Here is a 22,145-nt window from a genome sequence, read left to right on the forward strand (position 1 = left end):
GAAAGTATTTATTCTACAAAACTAAACATAAGTTTGATTGTAATGTCAAATTAATTTAAAGCTTTACCATTGATATGATTAAAGTCAATTTTGATATATAATTAATTCGAATTTTTTGGTTTGATACTCCATTTAAAATTAAACTGAGAGACCAAATCATTATTGTCATTATAGGCTTTAACCAATAATGTCATCTGTTCTGATGATTTATCCCTTAGACATTGCTGTACCGTTCTATTGACCTTTTGCCCCTGATGACATTCAAATCGTATTCGCCCAGTTGCTTTTTTGAAAAATTCACAATGTGCTTCTATGACCAACATAGAAACTTTTTGGTTTTGTGATTTGATCGCCTGCATCACTAAAACCCCTGTACTTAACTCCGCAGCCATATTTTGTACAGCAAAATACAAACTCTTAAAAGGATTTTGGTTAATCCAACGATGCTTGACGATAACTTGGGCTTTGGTATCATCAATCGCCTTGAGGCGAACACCACAAATCCATGCAGACGGAAGCTTAAATAATAAAAACCAATTGACTTTAGAAGGGCTTAAAACCATTAATTAAGGACTATTAAATACATTATTTCTTAAAAACTTCACTAAAATAATTAATTGTTTTACTTATTCAGTATACACGTTAAATAATAATGCTTTAATAAGAATTTTAATTAATTAAGTAATTAAATATCATATGTTTAAGCTTTTATACTTCGCATGCTAATCTATATCTGAAGAAATACAAAATCTTAAATATTTGTTAAATTATACTACTATGTATTGCAAAGTAACTTCTTATAAATGTATCTTTGTATCAGATATTACTATATATCTTAATTAATGTCAACAAATTATGAATATAGAAAACACAAAAGCACAAATGCGAAAAGGTATATTAGAGTACTGCATTCTATCTATACTAAAAAATAAAGATGCTTATGTTGCTGAAATACTAGACGAGTTGAAATCGGCCAAACTTATAGTAGTTGAAGGCACAATATATCCTTTATTAACCCGATTAAAAAATGCAGAACTTCTAGAATATCGTTGGGAGGAGTCTACCGGTGGACCGCCGAGAAAATACTATAAACTAACCTCTACCGGTCAAAAGTTTTTGGATGAACTTTCAGGCTCTTGGAAAGACCTTCAAATCGCTGTAAAAACTATAACAAACCCAAAACAAAATAACCATGAATAAAACCTTAGATATCAATATTGCCAATCAAATTTTTCATATTGATGAAAATGCTTATAAGGTTCTAAAAAACTATTTAGATGCCATAAAATCCTATTTGGCAAACGAAAACAGCCGTGACGAAATTATTCAGGATATTGAGTCTCGAATCGCTGAACTTTTTATAGAGCGTATGATTTCTGATAAACAAGTTATCACCTCTGAAGATGTCAAAGAGATTATCAAAATCATGGGTGAACCTCAAGACTACGACATATCTGAAGATGAAGATACTCAGCAAACACATCATAAACAATACGTCGATAAAAAACTTTATCGAGATAAAGAAAATTCTTATATCAGCGGTGTCTCTGCTGGTTTAGGACATTACCTTGGCATCGATGTGGTTTGGGTGAGACTACTTTGGATATTATTTACAATATTTTCTACAGGTTGGTTTATACTTATCTATGTTTTGCTATGGATACTCGTTCCTGAAGCCAGAACCACAGCAGAAAAACTGGCCATGAAAGGAGAGCCCATCAACCTGTCCAATATTGAAAAAAAAATTAAAGAAGGCTACGATAATGTATCCGAAAAAATAAAAGATGTCGATGTTAAAAAACACTCAAAACAGGCTCAAAGTAACATCTCCTCTTTTTTTAATCAAGTAGAAAAAATTGCAATAAAAATTGGGGAAGTTCTAATAAAGATTATCGGTTTCTTTTTACTGGTGTTTTCTGGTTTAGGCCTCATTAGCTTATTGTTTACCGCCTTAGGCCTTGGTGGAGTAGGTTTGTTTGGCAATATAGATCTCATAGAATCTGGTATCATAAGACTAGATGGACTAATCTATAGTGGCGTTCCCACTTGGTTAGCCATCATAGCAACTTTTATAGCAGTGGCTATTCCATTAATTCTAGTATTTATATTTAGTCTTAAAATGTTGTTTTCCAATCTAAAGCGGATAAACAGAACATTTATTATCTCTATAGTGGCCTTATGGATTTTAAGTATAGCTACGCTTATCTTTATAGGGGTAAATTCATCTCTCAGAGAAAGAGTATCTGGAGAAATAGTTAATACCAACAGTTTGAATCTAACTCCACAAGACACTTTGTTTATAAAGATGAGAGGTAACCTTGATTATACGGTGACTCCATTTAAACACAATGAAGAGAAAATAACTTACGATAAAAACGATAATAAAATTTTATACGACTCTAATGTTGATGTAAAATTTAATCACAGCAGTGATCAAGTGGCCTATATCAGAGTTTCAAAATGGACGTATGCTTTTGACGAAAATAAGGCTCGAAACCAAGCCAGCCTATTGACCTATAATTATGAAATAGATGCTAACCAGATTTTGTTAGACAGTTATTTACTCTCACCACCAGAATTAGTAGACAACTATCTCGGTATAGATATTGACATTTATGTCCCGGAAGACCTAAAAATCAAATTAAATGAAAACACTAAAGACTTTCTTGAAAATTATTTTCATCCAATTGAAAGTGAAAACAAATTTGATCAAATTTATGTATTGAATGATAACAAATTATCATGCTCAAGTTGTAAAATAAATGATAATACAGGCAACCCAATAGAACAATAATTCGTCTATATATTTAACCTTAAAAACCAAAACTCATGACAACATTATTAAAATTTTTAGTTTTTACCATTTTAACTTTCAGTGTACAATGCAACATTGATGGCTACAATACCATTGATGGTGAAGGTGAAGTTGCTGAAAAAGAGTTAGACATTTCATCTTTTCAGGAGCTATCTCTAGCCAATGCTTGGGATGTAAAACTAGTTCAATCCAATCAAAACAAATTAGTTGTAAAAGCTAATGAAAACCTAATTGATGAGCTAGAAATAAATCAAGATGGACAAACTTTAAACATAAGAACCAAAAGTGGAAATAACATCGGTAGAGCAGATTCAAAACTAATTACAGTTTATTTTTCAAGTAAGTTATCCATAGTAAAAGCCTCGTCAGGTGTCAATCTATTTGCAGCCGAGCAACTTGTATTTGGCGATATTGAGATTTCATCTTCAAGCGGCTCTGATGTTGAATTAAACCTTAAAACAGAACAATTGAATTGTAGTAGTAGCAGCGGGTCTGATTTAAAGTTAAAAATCTCCTCTACAGATGTCGTTGCTAACTCTAGCAGTGGTTCTGACTTACAGCTTATCGGGAAAAGTAAATCTATACAAGCGACATCTTCAAGTGGGTCAGATTTAAATATAGAAGGCTATACTGATGACTTAACTGCTAATTCTTCTAGCGGTTCAGATATAAATGCTAAAAAGTTAAAAGCCATAAATGTTACAGCGACAGCTAGTTCCGGCTCTAATATCGATGTTTATCCCATAGAAACTTTAGTCGGTAATGCCTCAAGTGGTTCAGATATTAATTATCATAATGAGCCCAGCGGAAAAATAACCAAAAATGAATCCTCTGGAGGTGATGTAAGCTCTAGATAAACATAAATTAAAAAGATGCTGCCTCAAAATATTTTTAAATGTCATTTTGAGCGGAGTCGAAATAATTTAGATGGCTGAGCGGAGTCGAAGCCATCTAAATTATAAATATAAGTTATTGCTTGATAATTTTTACAGTTGTTTCTGAATGGTTTGTCAAAATTACTTTTGCCAAATACAATCCCTGCGATAAAACTTGAGCATTTATCTCAACTTCTGTAGAGTTTGGCTTAAGATTTAAGACTGTTTTGCCAAAAGCATCAAAGACTTGAATTTGCTTTATAGCAGTACCTGGATTTTCAAAAATCCAAACATCACGAGTGGGGTTTGGATATAACTGAAATTGCTCAAAAGACTGATCATTTAGGGATAATGTAGTAAACGTATACGTTTGATTATCTCTAAAAAAGCTAATATCATAAGTTCCAGCTGTTACTGGTATATTGTCAGATGAATTTGGCACTGCAGAACCGCTAGGAAAATCAGTTCCTCCCCAATTTACAGACCAATCTTGGTTTTGTCTAAATTTAAGCTCACCATCGTTCAATACTTGACTTCCTAATGAATATACATCGCCGTCTGTACTACTCATAAGAATATCGGTTGGATTATTATCGCTTGGCCAACCAGCTGCTGCGGGACCAACAATTCCAACATCAGGGATTTCAAAAGAATAATCTCCAGTGTTGAGATTAAAATTTACTTCATAAAAGCCAAATTGAGCAGGAATCATCATTCCTCCCATAGAAGCAGTTCCCGTTGGAAAACTATTGGCACCATAAACGGTTGAAGTTCCGACTTCTTGAAATTGTAAATCACCATCACCAAACTGTGTCACACTTAATTCATAATTGACGCCGTCAATGGTCTGCATTTGAGGATTTGATGAACCTGTTACGGCTGTACCAACAATTTCAATTTCAGTAAACGCTCCAACATCGGTAAAGGTGTAAGTATTGTTGTTTAAATCTAAAACAATATCGTAAACACCTGCTTGTACAGGAATATCACCATTTGTAATTGGTCCACTTGGAAAAGTATCTCCACCATAATTCACAGCCCAATCTTGGTTTTCTCTAAATTTTGCCGGACCGGTTGTAAGGGTTAAGCCATCAATAGAATGCGTACCATCACCATTGTCTGTCAACATGATATCTGGTGTTGGGTTGCTGGCATCTGGCCAACCGTTGGCTGCAGGGCCAACAATACCTACAGTTTGCGCTTTCATCATAAATGGAAAGCACAATAAAATTGTAAAAAATAATAATTGCTTCATAATTTAAAGTTTTAATAATTTTAACTAATTTATATAATTTTTAGATGAAATACAAATTTCACATATAGATGTAAACAAAAGTAATCCTTATTTTTGAACCAAAAAACATGAAAAAACCTGAGGAAAAATCTTTTTCGAAATTGCTAAAAATCATGGATGAGCTCCGAGCGGGTTGTCCTTGGGATAAAAAACAGACCATTCATACGTTAAGCCACCTTACCATTGAGGAAACTTATGAATTAACAGACGCTATTCTTGAAGAAGATTTTGAAAGCATGAAAGGCGAACTAGGTGATATTTTACTTCACATTGTATTTTACGCTAAAATAGCTTCAGAAAAAAATAAATTTGACATTGAAGACGTAATTGAAACTATATGTAAAAAACTTATCCATAGACATCCTCATATATATGGGAATACAAAAGTTGAAAATGAAGAAGAAGTCAAGCAAAACTGGGAAAATCTCAAATTAAAAGAAGGTAAGAATAGTGTCTTAGAAGGCGTTCCTAAAAGTCTACCGGCTCTTGTAAAGGCTCAACGTATTCAAGATAAAGTTGCTGGAGTTGGATTTGATTGGGAAAAACCAGAACAAATATTAGATAAGGTAAAGGAAGAAATTGAAGAGTTTGAGTTAGAAGCCAAAACTCAAAATCACGAAAAAATGGAAGAAGAATTTGGAGATATGCTATTTGCATTGATCAATTATGCAAGACATCACAACATCAATCCGGAAAGAGCTTTACAGTTAACCAATAAAAAATTTACCAATCGCTTTATTTATCTTGAAAAAGAGACACAAAAACAACATTTAAAGTTACAAGACATGACTTTAGATGAAATGAATAAATTCTGGGAAGAAGCTAAAAATTTATAATTTTATCGTTGTAGAAGGTTCAATATTAATATATTTGTTATTATAATATAATGATATGAAAACAACAGTATTTCTTATAGCGTTTATAATGGTAGGCATGTCTTATGGTCAAAAAGCTCAATTTTCTGATCAAACACTTCAAAAGTTTGCAAATGCCTACAAAGAAGTTAGAAATGAAAATATGACATTCCAACTCAACATGGTGACAGCTATTGAAGATGCAGGTTTAACCAATGATGAATTCACTGAAATTCATACATTAGTTAAAAACCCTAATGCTGAAAAACAACCTACAGCAGCTCAAAAACGCCAATACAATCAAGCCTTTAAGAATATTCAAAATCTTAAAAAAGATATTCAGGAGACAATGGAAAGGTTGATTGAAAATAATGGGTTAAAGTTAGAAACCTATCAAGCAATAGCCAAAGCCTCTCAAAACGATAAATCTTTAAACGATAAAATTCAGAAATTAATTCAATAAAATTTTTTCTACACATAATTCAAGCCGACATTTTTGTCGGCTTTTTTTTATACTTATAATTTATAACAAATTGTAAAAACCTATAACTAAATTGTCGACAATACAATAAAAGATAATACTTTTGCTAAATAAAATTATTGACCATGGATAATCAAGTAGAACGCATTAAATGTTTAATAATAGGATCTGGACCTGCAGGCTATACTGCTGCAATATATGCAGCAAGAGCAGATCTTAAACCTGTTTTATACACTGGTATGGAACCAGGTGGACAGTTGACAACAACAACTGATGTTGACAATTTTCCAGGATATCCTGACGGAATTGACGGTCCTAAAATGATGGAAGAGCTCAAAGCTCAAGCCGAAAGGTTTGATACTGATGTGAGAATTGGCATGGCTACTAAAACAGAGCTTAACAAGGAAAAAGGCGGTATTCATAAAGTTCAAATCGATAACAATAAGTGGGTTGAGGCTGAAAGTATCATCATTTCAACTGGTGCTTCTGCAAAATATCTTGGAATTCCAAGTGAACAAAAGTTAAGAGGTGGTGGCGTTTCTGCTTGTGCAGTTTGTGACGGCTTCTTTTACAAAGGTCAAGATGTGGCCATTGTCGGTGGTGGCGACACAGCAGCTGAAGAAGCCACTTACCTTGCCAAAATTTGTAAGTCAGTAACTATGCTAGTACGTCGAGATGTCATGAGAGCTTCAAAAGCTATGCAACATCGTGTGTTTAATACAAAAAATATAGATGTCAGGTTTAACACAGAAGTTGATGAGGTTTTAGGCGAACAAGTGGTAGAAGGACTAAGAATGGTTAACAACCAAACTCAAGAAAAAGAAGAAATAAAAATTACTGGTCTGTTTATCGCTATTGGTCACAAACCTAATACCGATATCTTTAAAGGTCAGTTAGAGATGGATGATGTTGGTTACATCATTACAGAAGCTAAGAGCACAAAAACCAATTATCCCGGTGTATTTGCCAGTGGTGATGCGCAGGACAAAGAGTACAGGCAAGCTGTCACTGCAGCTGGTACTGGATGTATGGCGGCTTTAGATGCTGAGCGCTACCTTGCTGAAGTTGAAAGTGTTAGCGAGTTGGTTGAAGAAGCCAAATAAGTTTAGTTAAGTCTAAAACAATATTAAAAACCTCAGTCTCTACTGGGGTTTTATATTTAATAACGATTTCAAATCTTTATCCAACTTAACTTCTATTGAAATGTAAAAGATATTGTGCTGGATGTTTTGAGATAATCTTGTAAAATCTTTTTCAGTGGTAAGTATAGGCTTTTTTAATGCCTTTAGTTTTTCAATTTCTTTTTCAGTAAAATTATGATGATCAGAAAATTTGAGGTGATCAAAGTTTTTTTGTTGGTCTTTTAAATATTGTATCAAGGGCTTTGGGTTTGCTATGCCTGTAACTAAATAAAAATCGTCAAAGGATTTTAGATCCTTAGTTTCCTTTTGACTGTAAATTTTCTCATCATAACTTATGGTTGAAAATAAAATTTTTTGATGTTGACTGGTATTGACTTGGGTTTTAATGGTTTCGATTTTATCACTAGTTAAATTTTCAGGACACTTTGTAACGACAATCAAATCTGCTCTTTTTTTGGCTTGTCTAGACTCTCTTAATCGTCCAACAGGTAGAATAAAGTCTCTGTAAAACGGTTTATCGTAAGTAGTTAAAAGAATATTGATATCCGATTTTACTCTCCGGTGCTGGTAGGCATCATCAAGTAAAATGAGTTCTATATCTGAATAGTATTTTTCTATTTGTTCAATACCATATTTTCTGTCAGCTTCTACAAATACTTTGATATCTTTAAACTTTCTTTTAAATTGTAAAGGCTCATCTCCAACTTGAGTCGCAGTCATGTCAGAATAAACTTCTATAAAGCCTTTGGTATTTCTTTTATATCCACGACTTAATATGGCAATTTTAAAATCGCCTTGATATTGCTGTATTAAATGCTCAATCATTGGAGATTTTCCAGTGCCACCCACACTTATATTTCCAACGCAAATCACAGGTGTTTTAAATGAATAGGATTTAAATATTCCAAAATCGTAAAAAAAATTTCGAACATTGGTGATGATCAAATAAATCATTGAAAATGGTAATAATAACCACTTAAATATACCCATGACAAAAAATAAGTTTAAGTTCTATGGATTACGAAAGTATAATATTTAAATTTACAATTAAACTGAAATACTTATAACTTATGAAAATCAAAGAGCTCATTTATCATCTAAAAAATTATGCGCCACTAGCATATGCAGAAGATTTTGATAATGTAGGTTTAATTGTAGGTGATGAAAACCAATCGATAAAAGGTGCGCTTATAAGTTTAGATACAACTGAAGATGTCGTACAAGAAGCTATAGAGCATAATTGCAATTTGATAGTTAGTTTTCATCCTATTATATTTTCTGGCATTAAAAAACTAAATCCGGATAATTACGTCAATCGAGCTGTCATAAAAGCTATAAAAAATGATATTTCAATTTATGCGATACATACAGCTTTAGACAATGCCTTTCATGGTGTAAATCGGGTTATTTGTAATAAACTAGGCTTAAAAAACACAAGCATATTGATGCCTCAAGCTGGTACAATCAAAAAATTAACGACTTATGTCCCAAAGGATAACGCCAACCAGTTAAGAGAAAAGCTATTTAAAATTGGTGCTGGTAATATTGGAAATTATTCTAATTGTAGTTTTAATCTTCAAGGCCAAGGCAGTTTTAAAGGAAATGAAGACTCAAATCCAGCGGTGGGACAAAAAGGACAAACCCATTTAGAAGACGAAATACAGATAAATATAACCTATGCCAAGCACATTCATAATCAAGTGCTTACACAGTTATTTAAACATCATCCTTACGAGGAAGTTGCCTATGAAATTGAAACCCTCGAGAATACAAATCAGCATATTGGCTTAGGAATGCTTGGGCAATTTGAGGCACCACTTAACGAAAGAGATTTTCTAAAACTACTTAAAAATAAATTTAAAACCCCAACTATAAGACATTCTGCTTTCTTAAAAAAACCTATTCAAAAGGTAGCAGTTTTAGGAGGTAGTGGAGCCTCGGCAATAGCAAAGGCCAAAGCTTCAGGAGCAGATGCATTCGTCTCTGCAGATTTTAAATACCATGACTTTTTTAAAGCCGAACAAAAAATTTTAATGGTCGACATCGGCCATTATGAAAGCGAGCAATTCACAAAAGAGCTTTTATATACTTTTATTAATGAAAATTTCACTAATTTTGCAATCGTTTTATCAAATACTAATACAAATCCCGTTCAATATTATTGATTATGGCAAAAAAGAAAGAGATTAGCGTAGAGCAAAAACTCAGAGCTTTATATGATTTACAACTCGTTGATTCAAGAATTGATGAAATAAAAAACATGCGTGGTGAGCTTCCTTTAGAAGTTGAAGATTTAGAAGATGAAGTTGTTGGTCTCAATAAAAGAATTGATAAAATCAAGGCTTCTTTAGACAATATTGAAGAGGAAATAAAATCCAAAAAACTATTCATTAAAGAAACCGAAGATCGCATCAAAAAATACAAAAAACAACAGGAAAACGTAAGGAATAACAGAGAATTTGATGCCCTCAGCAAAGAAGTAGAATACCTAGAACTTGAAATCGAATTGGCTGAAAAGCACATCAAGGAGTTTTATGCCCAGACTGAGCATAAACAAGAAGTATTAGAACAAACTGAAGCAAAATTAGAGGATAGACAAGTTCACTTAGATCATAAAAAATCTGAACTAAAGAATATCCTCAAGGAAACTGAAAAAGAAGAAAAAGCCCTTGAAAAAGAATCTGAAAAGTTAAAAACTAAAATTGAAGAAAGATTAGTAAAGGCTTACGAGAGAATCAGAAACAGTGTCAAAAATGGTCTAGCTGTTGTTACTATAGAGCGTGGCGCTTCTGGTGGGTCATTCTTTACCATCCCACCACAAGTACAGGTTGAGATTGCAGGCCGGAGAAAAATTATGACAGATGAACACAGCGGAAGAATATTAGTAGACCAAGAGCTCGCTCAAGAAGAAGAAGATCGTATGCAAAAAATCTTCAAAAAACTATAATCACTGTCTTAAATTATATTTTCAGAATCCACCTAATGGGTGGATTTTTTTTGTTTCTTTATTAACAATGTTATAAGTAAAAATTATTCATTTATTTTTAATTTTATCCAAAACTAGAATGATGAGAAGTTTAATACTACTTTTACTATTTGCCCCTTTAGCTATGGCGTGTAATGCCGACAATAAAAAATCTAAAGCTCAGCCTTCGATGGCCAAAAACACTTACCAAGACATGGAAAAAGCCTACTTTGCGAGCGGCTGTTTTTGGTGTGTTGAAGCCATTTATGAAAAAGTAAAAGGAGTCAAAGAAGTGGTCTCTGGGTATTCTGGTGGACATACTAAAAATCCCACCTATGAAGAAAGTAATACCGGAAAAACAGGACACGCTGAAGCAGTAAAAGTTATCTATGATAGTGATATTGTAAGCTTTAAAACCTTAGTTGATGTGTACTTTGCCTCACAAAATGTCACTCAAGTTAATGGCCAAGGTCCAGACCGAGGCAGTCAATACCGGTCTATAATATTTTATCAAAATGACAAAGAAAAAGCTATCATAGACAAAAAAATAAAATCACTGCAACCCCAATATAACAAGCCAATAGCTGCAGAGGTGAAAGCTTTTGAAAAGTTTTGGATTGCTGAAGAATACCATCAAGATTACAAAAAGAAACATCCCAATAATAGGTATATCCAAAACGTCTCTAACCCCAGGTTTGAAAGGTTTAAGGCTAAAATGCCGGAGGTCTTAAAATAAGCGTACAGCTTGACAAAAATCAGCTTTTCAAAACAAGTAACACATTTCAATTCCAAATGTAAGTGAAGTGTATTATTTTTACACAAATTTTATTGTATGCTTACAATTGGAATTGCTGGTGGAACAGGCAGTGGTAAAACAACTGTAGTCAATCACATACTCGATGAACTTCAACACGACGAGGTAGATGTGATTTATCAAGATTCATATTACAAAGACACCTCTCACCTTACTTTTGAGGAACGTAAAAACATCAATTTTGATCATCCCCAATCTATAGATTTTGAACTTTTAGTTGAACACCTTAAAATTTTAAAATCAGGACAAACTGTAGAACAGCCTATATACTCTTTTAAAACCCACAATCGCACCGGACAAACCAAGACAACCCAACCTCGAAAAGTTATGATTGTCGAAGGCATTTTGATATTAACCAATCCAGCCATTCGCGAAATGTTAGACATTAAAATCTACGTGCAAACGGATAGTGATGAGCGTCTCATAAGGCGTCTAAAAAGAGATATTAATGAACGTGGCAGAAATCTAGAAGAGATTTTAGACCGGTACCAAAATACTTTAAAACCTATGCATATTCAGTTTATAGAACCCACCAAAGAATATGCAGACATTATAATTCCTAACAACAAATACAATAACGTTGCTGTTGAAATTGTTCAGACCATAATCAAAGAACGTTTGATCTAATTTTGTATATTTAACCAAATGAAGTGGAAAAGCCTTAAACAAAAAACTTGGTTTAAAATTCTGACCAATAGATACATTATTGTACTACTTGTATTTTTGGTATGGATGCTTTTTTTTGATACCAATTCTTGGCTAACACACCACAAGCTTGATCAAGAAATTTCTGAAATCAAGAGCAATATTAATTACTACAAATCTGAAATTGAGAAAGATAAAAAAACATTACAATCGCTTAGAGATTCTGTGGAAATAGAAAGATTTGCCAGAGAAAATTATTTCATGAAGCGTAAAAACGAAGATGTATTTATCATTAAGTACGAAGACAGCCTAAATTAATAAATATGCCAAACCACCTTTTTGAAGAATTTGATGCCGTATCAGAAAAAGCCTGGAAGCAAAAAATACAAGTTGATCTTAAAGGCAAAGACTACAACCAATTGTTGACCTCTACAGATGAAGGCATTGACATCAAACCTTTTTATCACCGAGATTCACATCAAAAACTCAACATTCCATCGCCTTCAAAATGGCTTGTTACAGAAAAAATTTCACTTGATGATTTTGAAAACTTAGAACAACCTGTATCTCAAGGCTCAGAAGCCTTTTGGATAAAATCAAACACACCGTTTACTCATACTAAGTTGCCATTGATTCTAGATGTAAAACAACCTGAAAAATTCAATTTTGAATTCAGAGAAAATTTGATTTACAAATTTGATCCTATTCATCATTTAATGCAAACTGGAAATTGGTATAGCAATAAAAAGCAAGATATAAATCTTTACCAAAGTTTTCTGGATAAAACTGATAGCATTAGCATAGACGCCAGATTATATCACAACTCAGGCGCAAATATCACACAACAACTCGCCTACACCACTTCACAGCTTTATAGTTATTTCAAAGAATTAAATTTTAACCAAACCAAGACCTTAAATCTAAATATATTTTGCAGTATTGGGCCAAATTATTTTTTTGAAATTGCTAAACTCAAAGCACTCAGAGTTTTAGTCAACACGATTTGTAAGCATCAAAATATAAACTACAACCTGAATATTATTTCAGAGCCGGGACTTCACCACATGAGTATATATGACTACAATGTCAACATGTTACGCTCTACAACAGAATGTATGAGTGCTATACTTGGGGGAAGTAACTATGTGTGTAATACGACTTACGATAAAATTTTTAAAAACAAAAACCAATTTAGCCAACGCATTGCAAGAAACCAACTTCTTATTCTAAAAAACGAAAGCTATTTTGATAAAGTCAGTAATCCTTCAGACGGTAGCTATTATATTGATTATCTTACAAATGCTTTATCAGAAAAATCGTTAAAACTCTTTAAATCCATTGAAAAGTCTGGAGGTTTTATTCAACAATTGTTTGATGGAAAAATTCAGCATAAAATTGATGAGCAATTTCAAAAAACATTAAAACAATTTGAAAATAATACTTTGAAACTCATTGGTGTAAACGTTTTTGAAAATGAAGACGATCAAATGAAAAAACAAATAGAAAAAGACATTTTTCCAAAAATGAAGAAACGAAAAACCCTTTTAAGACCCATTACTGAAAGACGTATAGCTAAACAATTAGAACAACAAAGACTTCCACAAGAAAGCGTTTAAAGACAGTTGACTATGACAAAAGATATCAATACTTTAAAACTCAATTATAATTTTAATCAAGCACCAATCGCAGATCATAAATTCTTGACAAATGAAAAAATTGAGGTTAAAAATCATTATGATTCTGACGACATAGAATCCCTTGAGCATCTCAATTTTGCTGCAGGTATACCGCCCTATTTACGTGGACCATATTCCAGTATGTATGTGGGTCGACCGTGGACTATTCGTCAATATGCTGGATTTTCTACCGCCGAAGAAAGTAATGCCTTTTATCGTCGAAATCTTAAAGCCGGTCAAAAGGGACTGTCGGTCGCCTTTGATTTACCAACCCACCGGGGTTACGACAGCGACCACGAACGCGTAGTAGGCGATGTTGGTAAAGCCGGTGTAGCGATTGACAGTGTTGAAGACATGAAAGTCTTATTTGACCAAATTCCTCTCGATAAAATGTCTGTCTCAATGACCATGAACGGTGCAGTATTGCCTATTATGGCTTTTTATATAGCTGCGGCGCATGAAACGGACGTCAAATCTGAACAACTCTCTGGTACCATTCAAAATGATATTCTTAAAGAATTTATGGTGCGCAATACTTATATCTATCCGCCAACACCATCAATGAAAATCATCGCTGATATTTTTGAATACACCTCCCAAAAAATGCCCAGATTTAACAGTATTAGCATTTCCGGCTATCACATGCAAGAAGCTGGAGCTACTGCCGATATCGAACTGGCCTACACTCTTGCCGATGGATTAGAATACATCAAAACAGGACTTGATGCGGGAATGGATATTGATAGCTTTGCGCCAAGATTATCATTTTTTTGGGGCATTGGCATGAATCATTTTATGGAAATTGCCAAAATGCGTGCGGCAAGAATACTGTGGGCAAAATTAGTCAAACAATTTAACCCCAAAAACCCAAAATCTCTAGCATTGAGAACACATTGTCAAACCAGTGGATATTCTCTGACAGAACAGGATCCGTTTAACAATGTCGCTAGAACCTGTATTGAAGCTGCTGCTGCGGCTTTTGGAGGTACTCAAAGTTTACATACTAATGCTTTAGACGAAGCCATTGCTTTACCGACTGATTTTTCTGCACGTATAGCAAGAAATACGCAACTCTATTTACAGCAAGAAACTCAAATCACTAAAACTGTAGATCCTTGGGCAGGAAGTTATTATGTTGAAAAATTGACGGACGATATTGTCAAACGCGCTTGGAAACACCTTGAAGAAATTAAAGGTTTAGGAGGCATGACTAAAGCTATAGAAAAAGGCATTCCAAAACTGCGTATCGAACAAGCTGCGGCTAAAAAACAAGCTAAAATTGATTCAGGTCAGGATAAAATTATTGGCGTAAATAGTTATCGTCTAGAAAAAGAAGAGCCCATCGTTACTCTAGAGGTTGACAATCAAAAAGTGAGATTGCAACAATTAGAAAAATTAAATAAATTAAAAAAAGAAAGAAACCACATTGAGGTTAAGAATGTTCTTGAAAAATTGTATCACACGGCCAAAAGCAATAAAGGCAATTTACTAGAAGTCGCCGTCGAAGCTGCCAAAAAGCGAGCTACACTAGGAGAAATTAGCGATGCTTTAGAAAAAGAATATGGCAGACATCAAGCAGAAATTCAATCTTTCAGTGGTGTATATAGTCGTGAAATGAAAACAGATCAAACTTTTGAAAAAGCCAAACAACTCGCCGATGAGTTTGCAGAACTTGAAGGTCGAAGACCTAGAATCATGATTGCCAAAATGGGACAAGATGGTCACGATAGAGGCGCAAAAGTTGTGGCGACAAGCTATGCCGACCTTGGTTTCGATGTCGATATTGGACCGCTATTCCAAACCCCAAAAGAAGCTGCCCAACAAGCCGTTGAAAATGATGTTCATGTGCTTGGTGTATCTTCTCTTGCTGCTGGACATAAAACACTCGTCCCTGAAGTTATCAAAGCCCTTAAGGAATTAGGACGTGAAGATATCATAGTGATTGTTGGCGGAGTCATTCCATCAGCAGATTATGACTTTTTATTTGACGCTGGCGCAGCTGCTGTTTTTGGTCCGGGAACCAAAATTAGTCAAGCCGCTATTGATTTGCTTGAAATTCTTATAAAAACCATTCCCGACTAAACAAAACATACTATGGCCTATCAGGACAAAATGCTTAAAGACAATGCCCTTCAAGGAAAAATCTACGTGGTTACCGGTGGTGGCAGCGGACTTGGAAAATCTATGTCTCGCTACCTATTGGAACTCGGTGCTAAGGTCGTTATCACTTCTAGAAATCTAGATAAATTAAAAAATACAGCCAAAGAATTAGAAAGTGAAACTGGCAGCGAAGTTTTAGCTTTACAGTGCGATATCAGAGATTACGATGCCGTTTGTAAAATGAGAGATGACAGCCTCAATCATTTTGGACAAATTGATGGTCTGCTCAATAACGCTGCTGGAAATTTCATTTCACCCACTGAGCGGTTGTCTTCCAATGCATTTGATACCATAATTGATATTGTCTTAAAAGGCAGTAAAAATTGCACATTAGCTTTTGGTAAAAAATGGATTGAGCTCAAAGAAAAGCAAAAAGTAGTCTTAAATATTGTCACAACCTACGCTTGGACAGGTTCGGCTTATGTGGTACCAAGTGCTACAGCCAAGGCTGGTGTTCTCGCCATGACTAGATCTCTTGCTGTAGAATGGGCGAAATACGGTATTCGATTTAATGCCATTGCACCTGGACCTTTTCCAACGAAAGGTGCCTGGGACAGACTTCTGCCCGGTGATTTAAAAGAAAAATTTGATCTATCAAAAAAAGTGCCTTTAAAACGTGTTGGTGATCATCAAGAACTTGCAAACTTATCAGCTTACCTCCTATCCGATTTTGCGGAATACCTCAACGGAGAAGTCATTACTATTGACGGTGGAGAATGGCTAAAAGGAGCTGGTCAATTTAACTTATTAGACCAAGTGCCTGATGAACTTTGGGATATGCTCGAGCAAATGATAAAAGCTAAAAAATCGTAAAAACATTTTATTTTAAATATTGCTCAGAGAATGCCAAAGGCAACAAAGAAAGTAAAGATTTGACCATTTTTACTTGACCAGATTTACCCATAAAATATACAGCAATCGGCGATTTTTGTTTTTGCTCATATTCAGCTATTGCTTGACGACAGGCTCCACATGGTGGAACTGGCTCAGTATTTTCTTTATCAGTACCAGTTGCAGTAATGGCAATAGATTTGATTTTTTGATCAGGGTACTGTGCCCCAGTGTAAAATATAGCGGTGCGTTCTGCACAAAGCCCTGAAGGATAGGAAGCGTTTTCTTGATTACTACCAGTAACGATTTTACCGTTTTCTAACCTAATTGCAGCTCCAACTTTAAATTGGGAATAGGGTGTGTACGCTTTTTCTCGGGCAATAACAGCTTTATCCATTAATTGTTGAATATCGCTAGGACACGCTTTGATGTCGTTATACTCAAATACTGAAGTCCTTATAATAGATTCCTTAGGCATTAAAGCTTATTTAATATTCGATATAAGCATCATTTCCTATATTAAAAGTCAACGAAAATCGTAGTGTCCCTTCTAGAGGGTTTTGAACAGGTGTCGTTGAAAATAGATAAGACGCATCAATATTGATTGAAGAATATCTAAATCCAACACCTAAAGTCAAAAATTGTCTAAAGCCCTTTTCTTCAGACTCATTAAAATAACCTAATCGAAACGCAAAACTGTCTTCGTACCAATATTCAGCACCAATCGCCCAGGTCACTTCCTTAAGCTCTTCTGAAAACCCATCTGGCGCGTCAGAGAAAGATTGAAAGATACCCGAAAACGGACCAATATCATTGTATTCATTTATGAGTTGTTGACTTTCAGCATTAGATAATCCTTCAGTATCTGGAGGTGTTGGTACCAATAGTTTATTAAATTCAGTATAAAGACCAATCGTGTTAGAAGGATCAAGGATGAAATCATGACCAACTCCAAGCTTTAAATTTGTTGGTAAGAAATTTTCTTGACCTACATCGTCAAATTTTATTTTGGGACCAATATTTTGAATGGCTCCTCCAAATCGCCAGCGTCCATTAAAATTGTTGTAAAATTTTTCTTCACCACGATAAAAAGCTGAAATGTCGGCTGCAAATGTATTTGCGGCTGAAGCATCTCCACCTGTACTTGTGACAACAAGGTTGGAGCTTATAAAACGACCGGTTACAGCCATTGAAAATTTTTCACTTAATCTAAGAGAATAGCTTAGATCAACGTAAAACTCATTAGGTTCATCTATAATGCCAATATCATCAGCCGAATCTCTAAGCTCAATCTCACCGAAACTAAAAAACCTTAAACTGCCCGAAAATGCACTTCGTTGATTGATTCGATTAAAGTACGTGAGTTGACCCAAATTTATGTCCGTGACCAATTCTCTTAAATATGGTGTATATGCTAAGCCTATACCGGAACGGGTTTCTGAAAATACAAACTTGGCTGGGTTCCATTGTTGAGAAAAGCCGTCGACAGGTGTTGCAATGCCCATATCGCCCATACCGGATGATCTCGCATCTGCGGCAATTAACATTGTTGGTACTGATGTAGTTATAGGTCTCACTGGTTCAGTTTGAGCAATGGAGTTAAATATAGTCCCGAAAGTGAGTAAGGCAAGAATTATTGAATTATATTTCATAAAATAAAAATTAAAGCAAATATATAATTATGTCGTTATAGCTTAACGAGTTTTTCAAATTTTTCTACTTTTTTGTTTATGCTGGGAGATTCGACAGTGAGTTTGTACACATAAACCCCCTTCCCAATTTGATCTCCAAAATCATCCCGACCGTCCCAGGTGATTTCTCTGGCTAAAAAACTATCGGTAGTTATAGTTTCATTATGCGTCCATACAACTTTACCGGTTACAGTAAATACCTGAACTTGAACATTTAACGGTACAAACGGCTGGTTGTGGTGAAACCAAAATTCGGTATAATTCACAAAAGGATTCGGATAATTTAGAACCCTAGTGATGTCGAGACCTTCTGAAGAAGCTACTCTAAATTGTATATCAGCTGTAGATGAGTTGTTATAAACATCCCATGCTCTAAAGCTTAAGGTATGCAATCCATCTTCTAAATCTCTTAGTTTATACGCCACTTCTCCTGAGGTAAAATCATCAACATCAGCTTCGTAAAACTCGTTTAAAACAATAGGATTGGACTCATCTCCATCCAAAAAAGCAACAATATCATGACCTATACCACCGGCAGTGTTTATCCCATTGTCATCCTGCAATTTGGCGATTAAAAAAGGAGAGTCGTCGGTAATTTCGCCATCAACAAAAGATTCATCATTCATAAACAGTTGTATCTGTGGACCTTGATTATCTTCAGGTGCATTTTCGTTAATATCACCTATTAAAATGCCATTATTATATCCCGACTGGTCTTCAAGCACATTATCTCTTAAAGCATAAAAACTCACTCTTCCATTTCCAACAGGAATTCGAGTATCTTTAGGTAATACAAATTCAATATCAAATTTACCATTGTTTATACTTGCTTGGCCACTAAACAAGATTTCTCCAAGTGTGGTAAAATCCATGATCAATAATTCACCTTGAGAGTTTGTTGTATTGTCGTTGGCTAGTGTAGAACGTTGAATTCTCTTATCAAATAGTGTTGTAGAAACTATACCGTTATAATTACTGATAAGATTACCAGTATCGTCAACAATTTCGCCAGACATTTTGTACTGGCTTAAGGCTTTAAGTGTATCATTAAATTGGTTGATTGGCACATCGTTAATTTGTGTTAAACGAACATTAGGTTTTGGAAAAGGTATTCTCAATGCCGGATCACCAATATAAAAAACAATTCGACGACCATCTGTTCCAAGTATGTTTTTGGTTAATCGTACAGCTTCTCCAACTGAAATAAGATTTTCATCATAGTCAAATAAAAATGGTGCTAACTCACGATTAAAACTAACACCGTCACTAACAGAAATAGCCCTAGTCGTAGTAATCATACTTACTGGACCGCCTTCAGGGTTTCTGTACGACAATTCTCCAGCTGTTATGCGCAAGGGGTTATCAAATCTTGTAAACTCACAGGTCACCGTTAAAAAGATGTTGTAACGATTGGGATTTTGCCATGACTCTACATCAGACTGGGTAACAATACGTTCTTGAGCTAATCCATCTTCACCACCGTGACCAAAATAATTTAATACAGTAGCTCCAACTTCAACCTGATCGGCGATTTCAGCATTAACCCTAGGGTAACGGTCGCCTCCGGCAGAAGACTCTTGCTGAAAGGCATCACTGTGTATTTTTTTGACATTAATATTGGGTTTATTCTCTGATATTTCATCTCCTAAGTTGTCTAGATTGACCTGAATACTAGTATGCTCCCAATCTTTATCTACGTCATCTGATACCAGAATAAAATTATTTCGCCAATCGTCAAAGGCAGGCCGCGTTTCATAATCTATAATTTTATCAATAGCTTCTCTAGCTTGTTGTTGTGTTTCTACCACAATCCGACCAACTGCAAAATCCATTTTATTACCTGAATTCATATCGCCCTCATTGGGGTCCATCATGGCAAAAAAATCATCAGACATGAATGATGACCTCGTAGTGGCAAAACTACCAAGGCTTTGGAATGTTGGAACTATGTTGTTGTTGCCTTGTAATCTATTTTTATAATCTACAGAAGTATCCCCAATGAAACACAGATATTTTATTCTTTTATCAGTGGATGTTGCATTATCATAAATGTATTTCATAAAATTTCTAATTGCTGAGATGTCCGGTTTACCGGTAGAAAACTCCGTATAAATTGATTTTAAATCAACAACTTTGACATTGAGGTTATTGTTATTCCGCCTAAAATTTGCAAGCCTGTTGGCATGAGACAGGTAATCTTGTCTTGTAATAATCACATAATCAACATCTTCAAAATCTCCTTGATTATTGTTAAAGATAGTGCCTTTCAAATTTTGATTAGCAACTGTTTTATCACTACCATCAATTTTAGGTTGAAAGTAATCATTTGGTGAGACGGCAATAAATTTGGTTTGTGGATCATGAGCTGTAACAAAACTAAAGTTTTGAGATGAATTATTATTGCTATAGGTATCGATAGTTGTTAAACTATTGACTTTCCAAACTTGAGAAATTTCTGAGGCATTGGATAGATTATATTGCACAAAGCCAGTAGATGCAGGAATATCTAAATTTTTAAATTCAAATTGGGTATCCTCTGCTCGAAGTTCTCTTTTGGCTCTAAGCCTTATATAGTCTAAAAAGCCTCTAGCTGCAGGATTACCACTTTTATTGTAAATTAACTTGATATTGATATCGTCTGAACTGACACTAATTGTTGTAAAAATTTGTGAACCGTTTGAAGGTAAATCATCTCCTGTAGGACCAATAGCAACCGTACCGGCTTCATTTCCATTGATGCTGACAGAAAAACTACTTGTAGCTTCAGAAATTGCACCAAATCTTATATCGTAAACTAATGGCTCGCTAGTTACAATATTTTTAAATTCAAAATCAAATTCCCTTTCTGTCTCAATATCAAACCGTTCTCCAAACCATCGTCTACCAACTAAAGACATGCTTGTTAAATCTTCTTCATGAAACTGTTCATCGTCAAATGTATCTACAGTTATATCAGGTGAGTTTGTAGCATTTTGTGCCGGCTGTATGCGATTTGGTGTCTCAGTATTTAAAGTTACATAATAGTAAGCTTTATCAGCATAAGCATTTATATGGGTTATACTCTCTTGATTCCAAACTCTAGTAGATTCACCATAAAACAAAAAGTAATCCCCAGGATTAAACACTCCATCTCCTCCATCAAATACTTGCAATGGTAATTGAGGTGGATCAAAAAATTGATTCTCAGAATTTGTAAGTGGCAACATACGACCACCATGACTGTGTACTTTTAAATTGTTTGAACTCACATTATTTACATCTAATCCTAATTGGGATAAAAAGGAATAGGTAACTTTAAACACACCCGTTTGATCGACATAAAATTTAAACCATTGCCCATTTGATAAAACAGAATTTTGAACGGATGTACTTCTATTAGTAGTATTACTTTGAGTTGGCTTTCTAGAAGTTGGAGAAAGTGTGTAAGAAACTACTCGTTTTGTTGTACCATTTGATTTGACAAACGGATTAAACTTGAGTGTAAATATCTTTTTGTTTCTGGCATAGGTTTGGACCAAAGTATACTCAAATTCAGTATCAATTTGTTTGACTTGATTTAAAAATCTATTATCTATATTTTCGTATTGAACTTGAGTAACCTCATAATTTTGTGCATTGAAATTAGAGAAAGAACGCGCATAGGTAACGGTTTTTGTCAAAACATCATAGTAAAAGTATTTGCTATCAAAACCAGGTACAATTATGCTGTTGTCTACACTTGTAGACACGTTTTTCTGATCATTCCAAATAATGTTATAACTTGTATTTTGAGCGACTAGGGCTTGAAATCCAAGCAAACAAAAAATAGTAAATTTGATATAATTCATTCAAATCAAGATAAAATCTGTGCAATATTAACGACAGGATGTCAAATGTAGTATTTTGTAAGGACAAAGAATTTA

Annotated in this window: 20 protein-coding genes; 14 read left to right on the forward strand and 6 right to left on the reverse strand. The window is 34.5% G+C overall.

Going from position 1 to position 22,145, the window contains the following annotated elements; all coding sequences use genetic code 11:
• Positions 1 to 101: 101 nt before the first annotated feature.
• Positions 102 to 563, reverse strand: a complete 462-nt coding sequence (locus FCN74_RS07600) for a DUF4442 domain-containing protein (RefSeq protein ID WP_138932002.1) — start codon at positions 561 to 563, stop codon at positions 102 to 104.
• A gap of 292 nt (positions 564 to 855) precedes the next feature.
• Here FCN74_RS07600 and FCN74_RS07605 point away from each other — a divergent pair, with 292 nt between their 5' ends.
• The 3 genes from FCN74_RS07605 to FCN74_RS07615 are packed head-to-tail and all read left to right on the forward strand — an operon-like array spanning position 856 to position 3,672.
• The gene (locus FCN74_RS07605; RefSeq protein ID WP_138932003.1) at positions 856 to 1,200 is read left to right on the forward strand and encodes a PadR family transcriptional regulator; all 345 of its coding nucleotides are present in this window, start codon (positions 856 to 858) and stop codon (positions 1,198 to 1,200) included.
• A complete protein-coding gene (locus FCN74_RS07610; protein WP_138932004.1) occupies positions 1,193 to 2,794 on the forward strand; it encodes a PspC domain-containing protein in 1,602 nt (533 codons plus the stop codon). Before FCN74_RS07605 ends, FCN74_RS07610 begins: the two co-directional genes overlap by 8 nt.
• A gap of 35 nt (positions 2,795 to 2,829) precedes the next feature.
• Positions 2,830 to 3,672 (forward strand): head GIN domain-containing protein, encoded by an 843-nt coding sequence (locus FCN74_RS07615; protein WP_138932005.1) that lies wholly within the window; start codon positions 2,830 to 2,832, stop codon positions 3,670 to 3,672.
• Between the two features lie 112 nt (positions 3,673 to 3,784).
• On the opposite strand, the gene FCN74_RS07620 is transcribed toward FCN74_RS07615, so the two are convergent.
• The gene (locus FCN74_RS07620) at positions 3,785 to 4,945 is read right to left on the reverse strand and encodes a T9SS type A sorting domain-containing protein (protein WP_138932006.1); all 1,161 of its coding nucleotides are present in this window, start codon (positions 4,943 to 4,945) and stop codon (positions 3,785 to 3,787) included.
• Positions 4,946 to 5,052: 107 nt separating this feature from the next.
• Between FCN74_RS07620 and mazG the strand changes: the two genes are divergently transcribed.
• From mazG to trxB, 3 genes are all read left to right on the forward strand, one after another.
• Entirely contained in the window at positions 5,053 to 5,820 is a 768-nt protein-coding gene (gene mazG / locus FCN74_RS07625) for a nucleoside triphosphate pyrophosphohydrolase (protein ID WP_138932007.1), read from the forward strand.
• Between the two features lie 55 nt (positions 5,821 to 5,875).
• Complete coding sequence (locus tag FCN74_RS07630) at positions 5,876 to 6,301, forward strand: DUF4168 domain-containing protein (protein WP_138932008.1); 426 nt, start codon at positions 5,876 to 5,878, stop codon at positions 6,299 to 6,301.
• 143 nt (positions 6,302 to 6,444) lie between these two features.
• Complete coding sequence (gene trxB, locus FCN74_RS07635) at positions 6,445 to 7,422, forward strand: thioredoxin-disulfide reductase (protein WP_138932009.1); 978 nt, start codon at positions 6,445 to 6,447, stop codon at positions 7,420 to 7,422.
• Between the two features lie 39 nt (positions 7,423 to 7,461).
• Here the strand turns inward: trxB and lpxK are convergent, their stop codons facing one another.
• A complete protein-coding gene (gene lpxK, locus FCN74_RS07640; RefSeq protein WP_138932010.1) occupies positions 7,462 to 8,451 on the reverse strand; it encodes a tetraacyldisaccharide 4'-kinase in 990 nt (329 codons plus the stop codon).
• Between the two features lie 80 nt (positions 8,452 to 8,531).
• Here lpxK and FCN74_RS07645 point away from each other — a divergent pair, with 80 nt between their 5' ends.
• From FCN74_RS07645 to FCN74_RS07680, 8 genes are all read left to right on the forward strand, one after another.
• Entirely contained in the window at positions 8,532 to 9,626 is a 1,095-nt protein-coding gene (locus FCN74_RS07645; RefSeq protein WP_138932011.1) for a Nif3-like dinuclear metal center hexameric protein, read from the forward strand.
• Between the two features lie 2 nt (positions 9,627 to 9,628).
• Complete coding sequence (locus FCN74_RS07650; protein ID WP_138932012.1) at positions 9,629 to 10,408, forward strand: zinc ribbon domain-containing protein; 780 nt, start codon at positions 9,629 to 9,631, stop codon at positions 10,406 to 10,408.
• 121 nt (positions 10,409 to 10,529) lie between these two features.
• Positions 10,530 to 11,162, forward strand: a complete 633-nt coding sequence (gene msrA, locus FCN74_RS07655) for a peptide-methionine (S)-S-oxide reductase MsrA (RefSeq protein WP_138932013.1) — start codon at positions 10,530 to 10,532, stop codon at positions 11,160 to 11,162.
• Positions 11,163 to 11,258: 96 nt separating this feature from the next.
• Positions 11,259 to 11,867, forward strand: coding sequence for a uridine kinase (udk, locus tag FCN74_RS07660; protein WP_138932014.1), 609 nt, complete (start codon positions 11,259 to 11,261; stop codon positions 11,865 to 11,867).
• An 18-nt stretch (positions 11,868 to 11,885) separates the two neighbouring features.
• A complete protein-coding gene (locus tag FCN74_RS07665) occupies positions 11,886 to 12,203 on the forward strand; it encodes an FtsB family cell division protein (protein WP_138932015.1) in 318 nt (105 codons plus the stop codon).
• Between the two features lie 5 nt (positions 12,204 to 12,208).
• On the forward strand, positions 12,209 to 13,501 hold the full coding sequence (locus FCN74_RS07670; protein ID WP_138932016.1) for a methylmalonyl-CoA mutase family protein: 1,293 nt from the start codon (positions 12,209 to 12,211) through the stop codon (positions 13,499 to 13,501).
• 12 nt (positions 13,502 to 13,513) lie between these two features.
• The gene (gene scpA / locus FCN74_RS07675) at positions 13,514 to 15,643 is read left to right on the forward strand and encodes a methylmalonyl-CoA mutase (protein ID WP_138932017.1); all 2,130 of its coding nucleotides are present in this window, start codon (positions 13,514 to 13,516) and stop codon (positions 15,641 to 15,643) included.
• Between the two features lie 12 nt (positions 15,644 to 15,655).
• Complete coding sequence (locus FCN74_RS07680) at positions 15,656 to 16,534, forward strand: SDR family oxidoreductase (RefSeq protein ID WP_138932018.1); 879 nt, start codon at positions 15,656 to 15,658, stop codon at positions 16,532 to 16,534.
• A 7-nt stretch (positions 16,535 to 16,541) separates the two neighbouring features.
• On the opposite strand, the gene cdd is transcribed toward FCN74_RS07680, so the two are convergent.
• From cdd to porU, 3 genes are read right to left on the reverse strand one after another with little or no spacing between them, the layout of a single operon-like run.
• Positions 16,542 to 17,030 (reverse strand): cytidine deaminase, encoded by a 489-nt coding sequence (cdd, locus tag FCN74_RS07685; protein ID WP_138932019.1) that lies wholly within the window; start codon positions 17,028 to 17,030, stop codon positions 16,542 to 16,544.
• A gap of 10 nt (positions 17,031 to 17,040) precedes the next feature.
• Entirely contained in the window at positions 17,041 to 18,204 is a 1,164-nt protein-coding gene (porV, locus tag FCN74_RS07690) for a type IX secretion system outer membrane channel protein PorV (protein ID WP_138932020.1), read from the reverse strand.
• Between the two features lie 35 nt (positions 18,205 to 18,239).
• Positions 18,240 to 22,070 (reverse strand): type IX secretion system sortase PorU, encoded by a 3,831-nt coding sequence (porU, locus tag FCN74_RS07695; RefSeq protein ID WP_246062589.1) that lies wholly within the window; start codon positions 22,068 to 22,070, stop codon positions 18,240 to 18,242.
• Positions 22,071 to 22,145 lie beyond the last annotated feature (75 nt).

The organism is Mesohalobacter halotolerans (genome assembly GCF_006120725.1).
Lineage (GTDB): Bacteria > Bacteroidota > Bacteroidia > Flavobacteriales > Flavobacteriaceae > Psychroflexus > Psychroflexus halotolerans.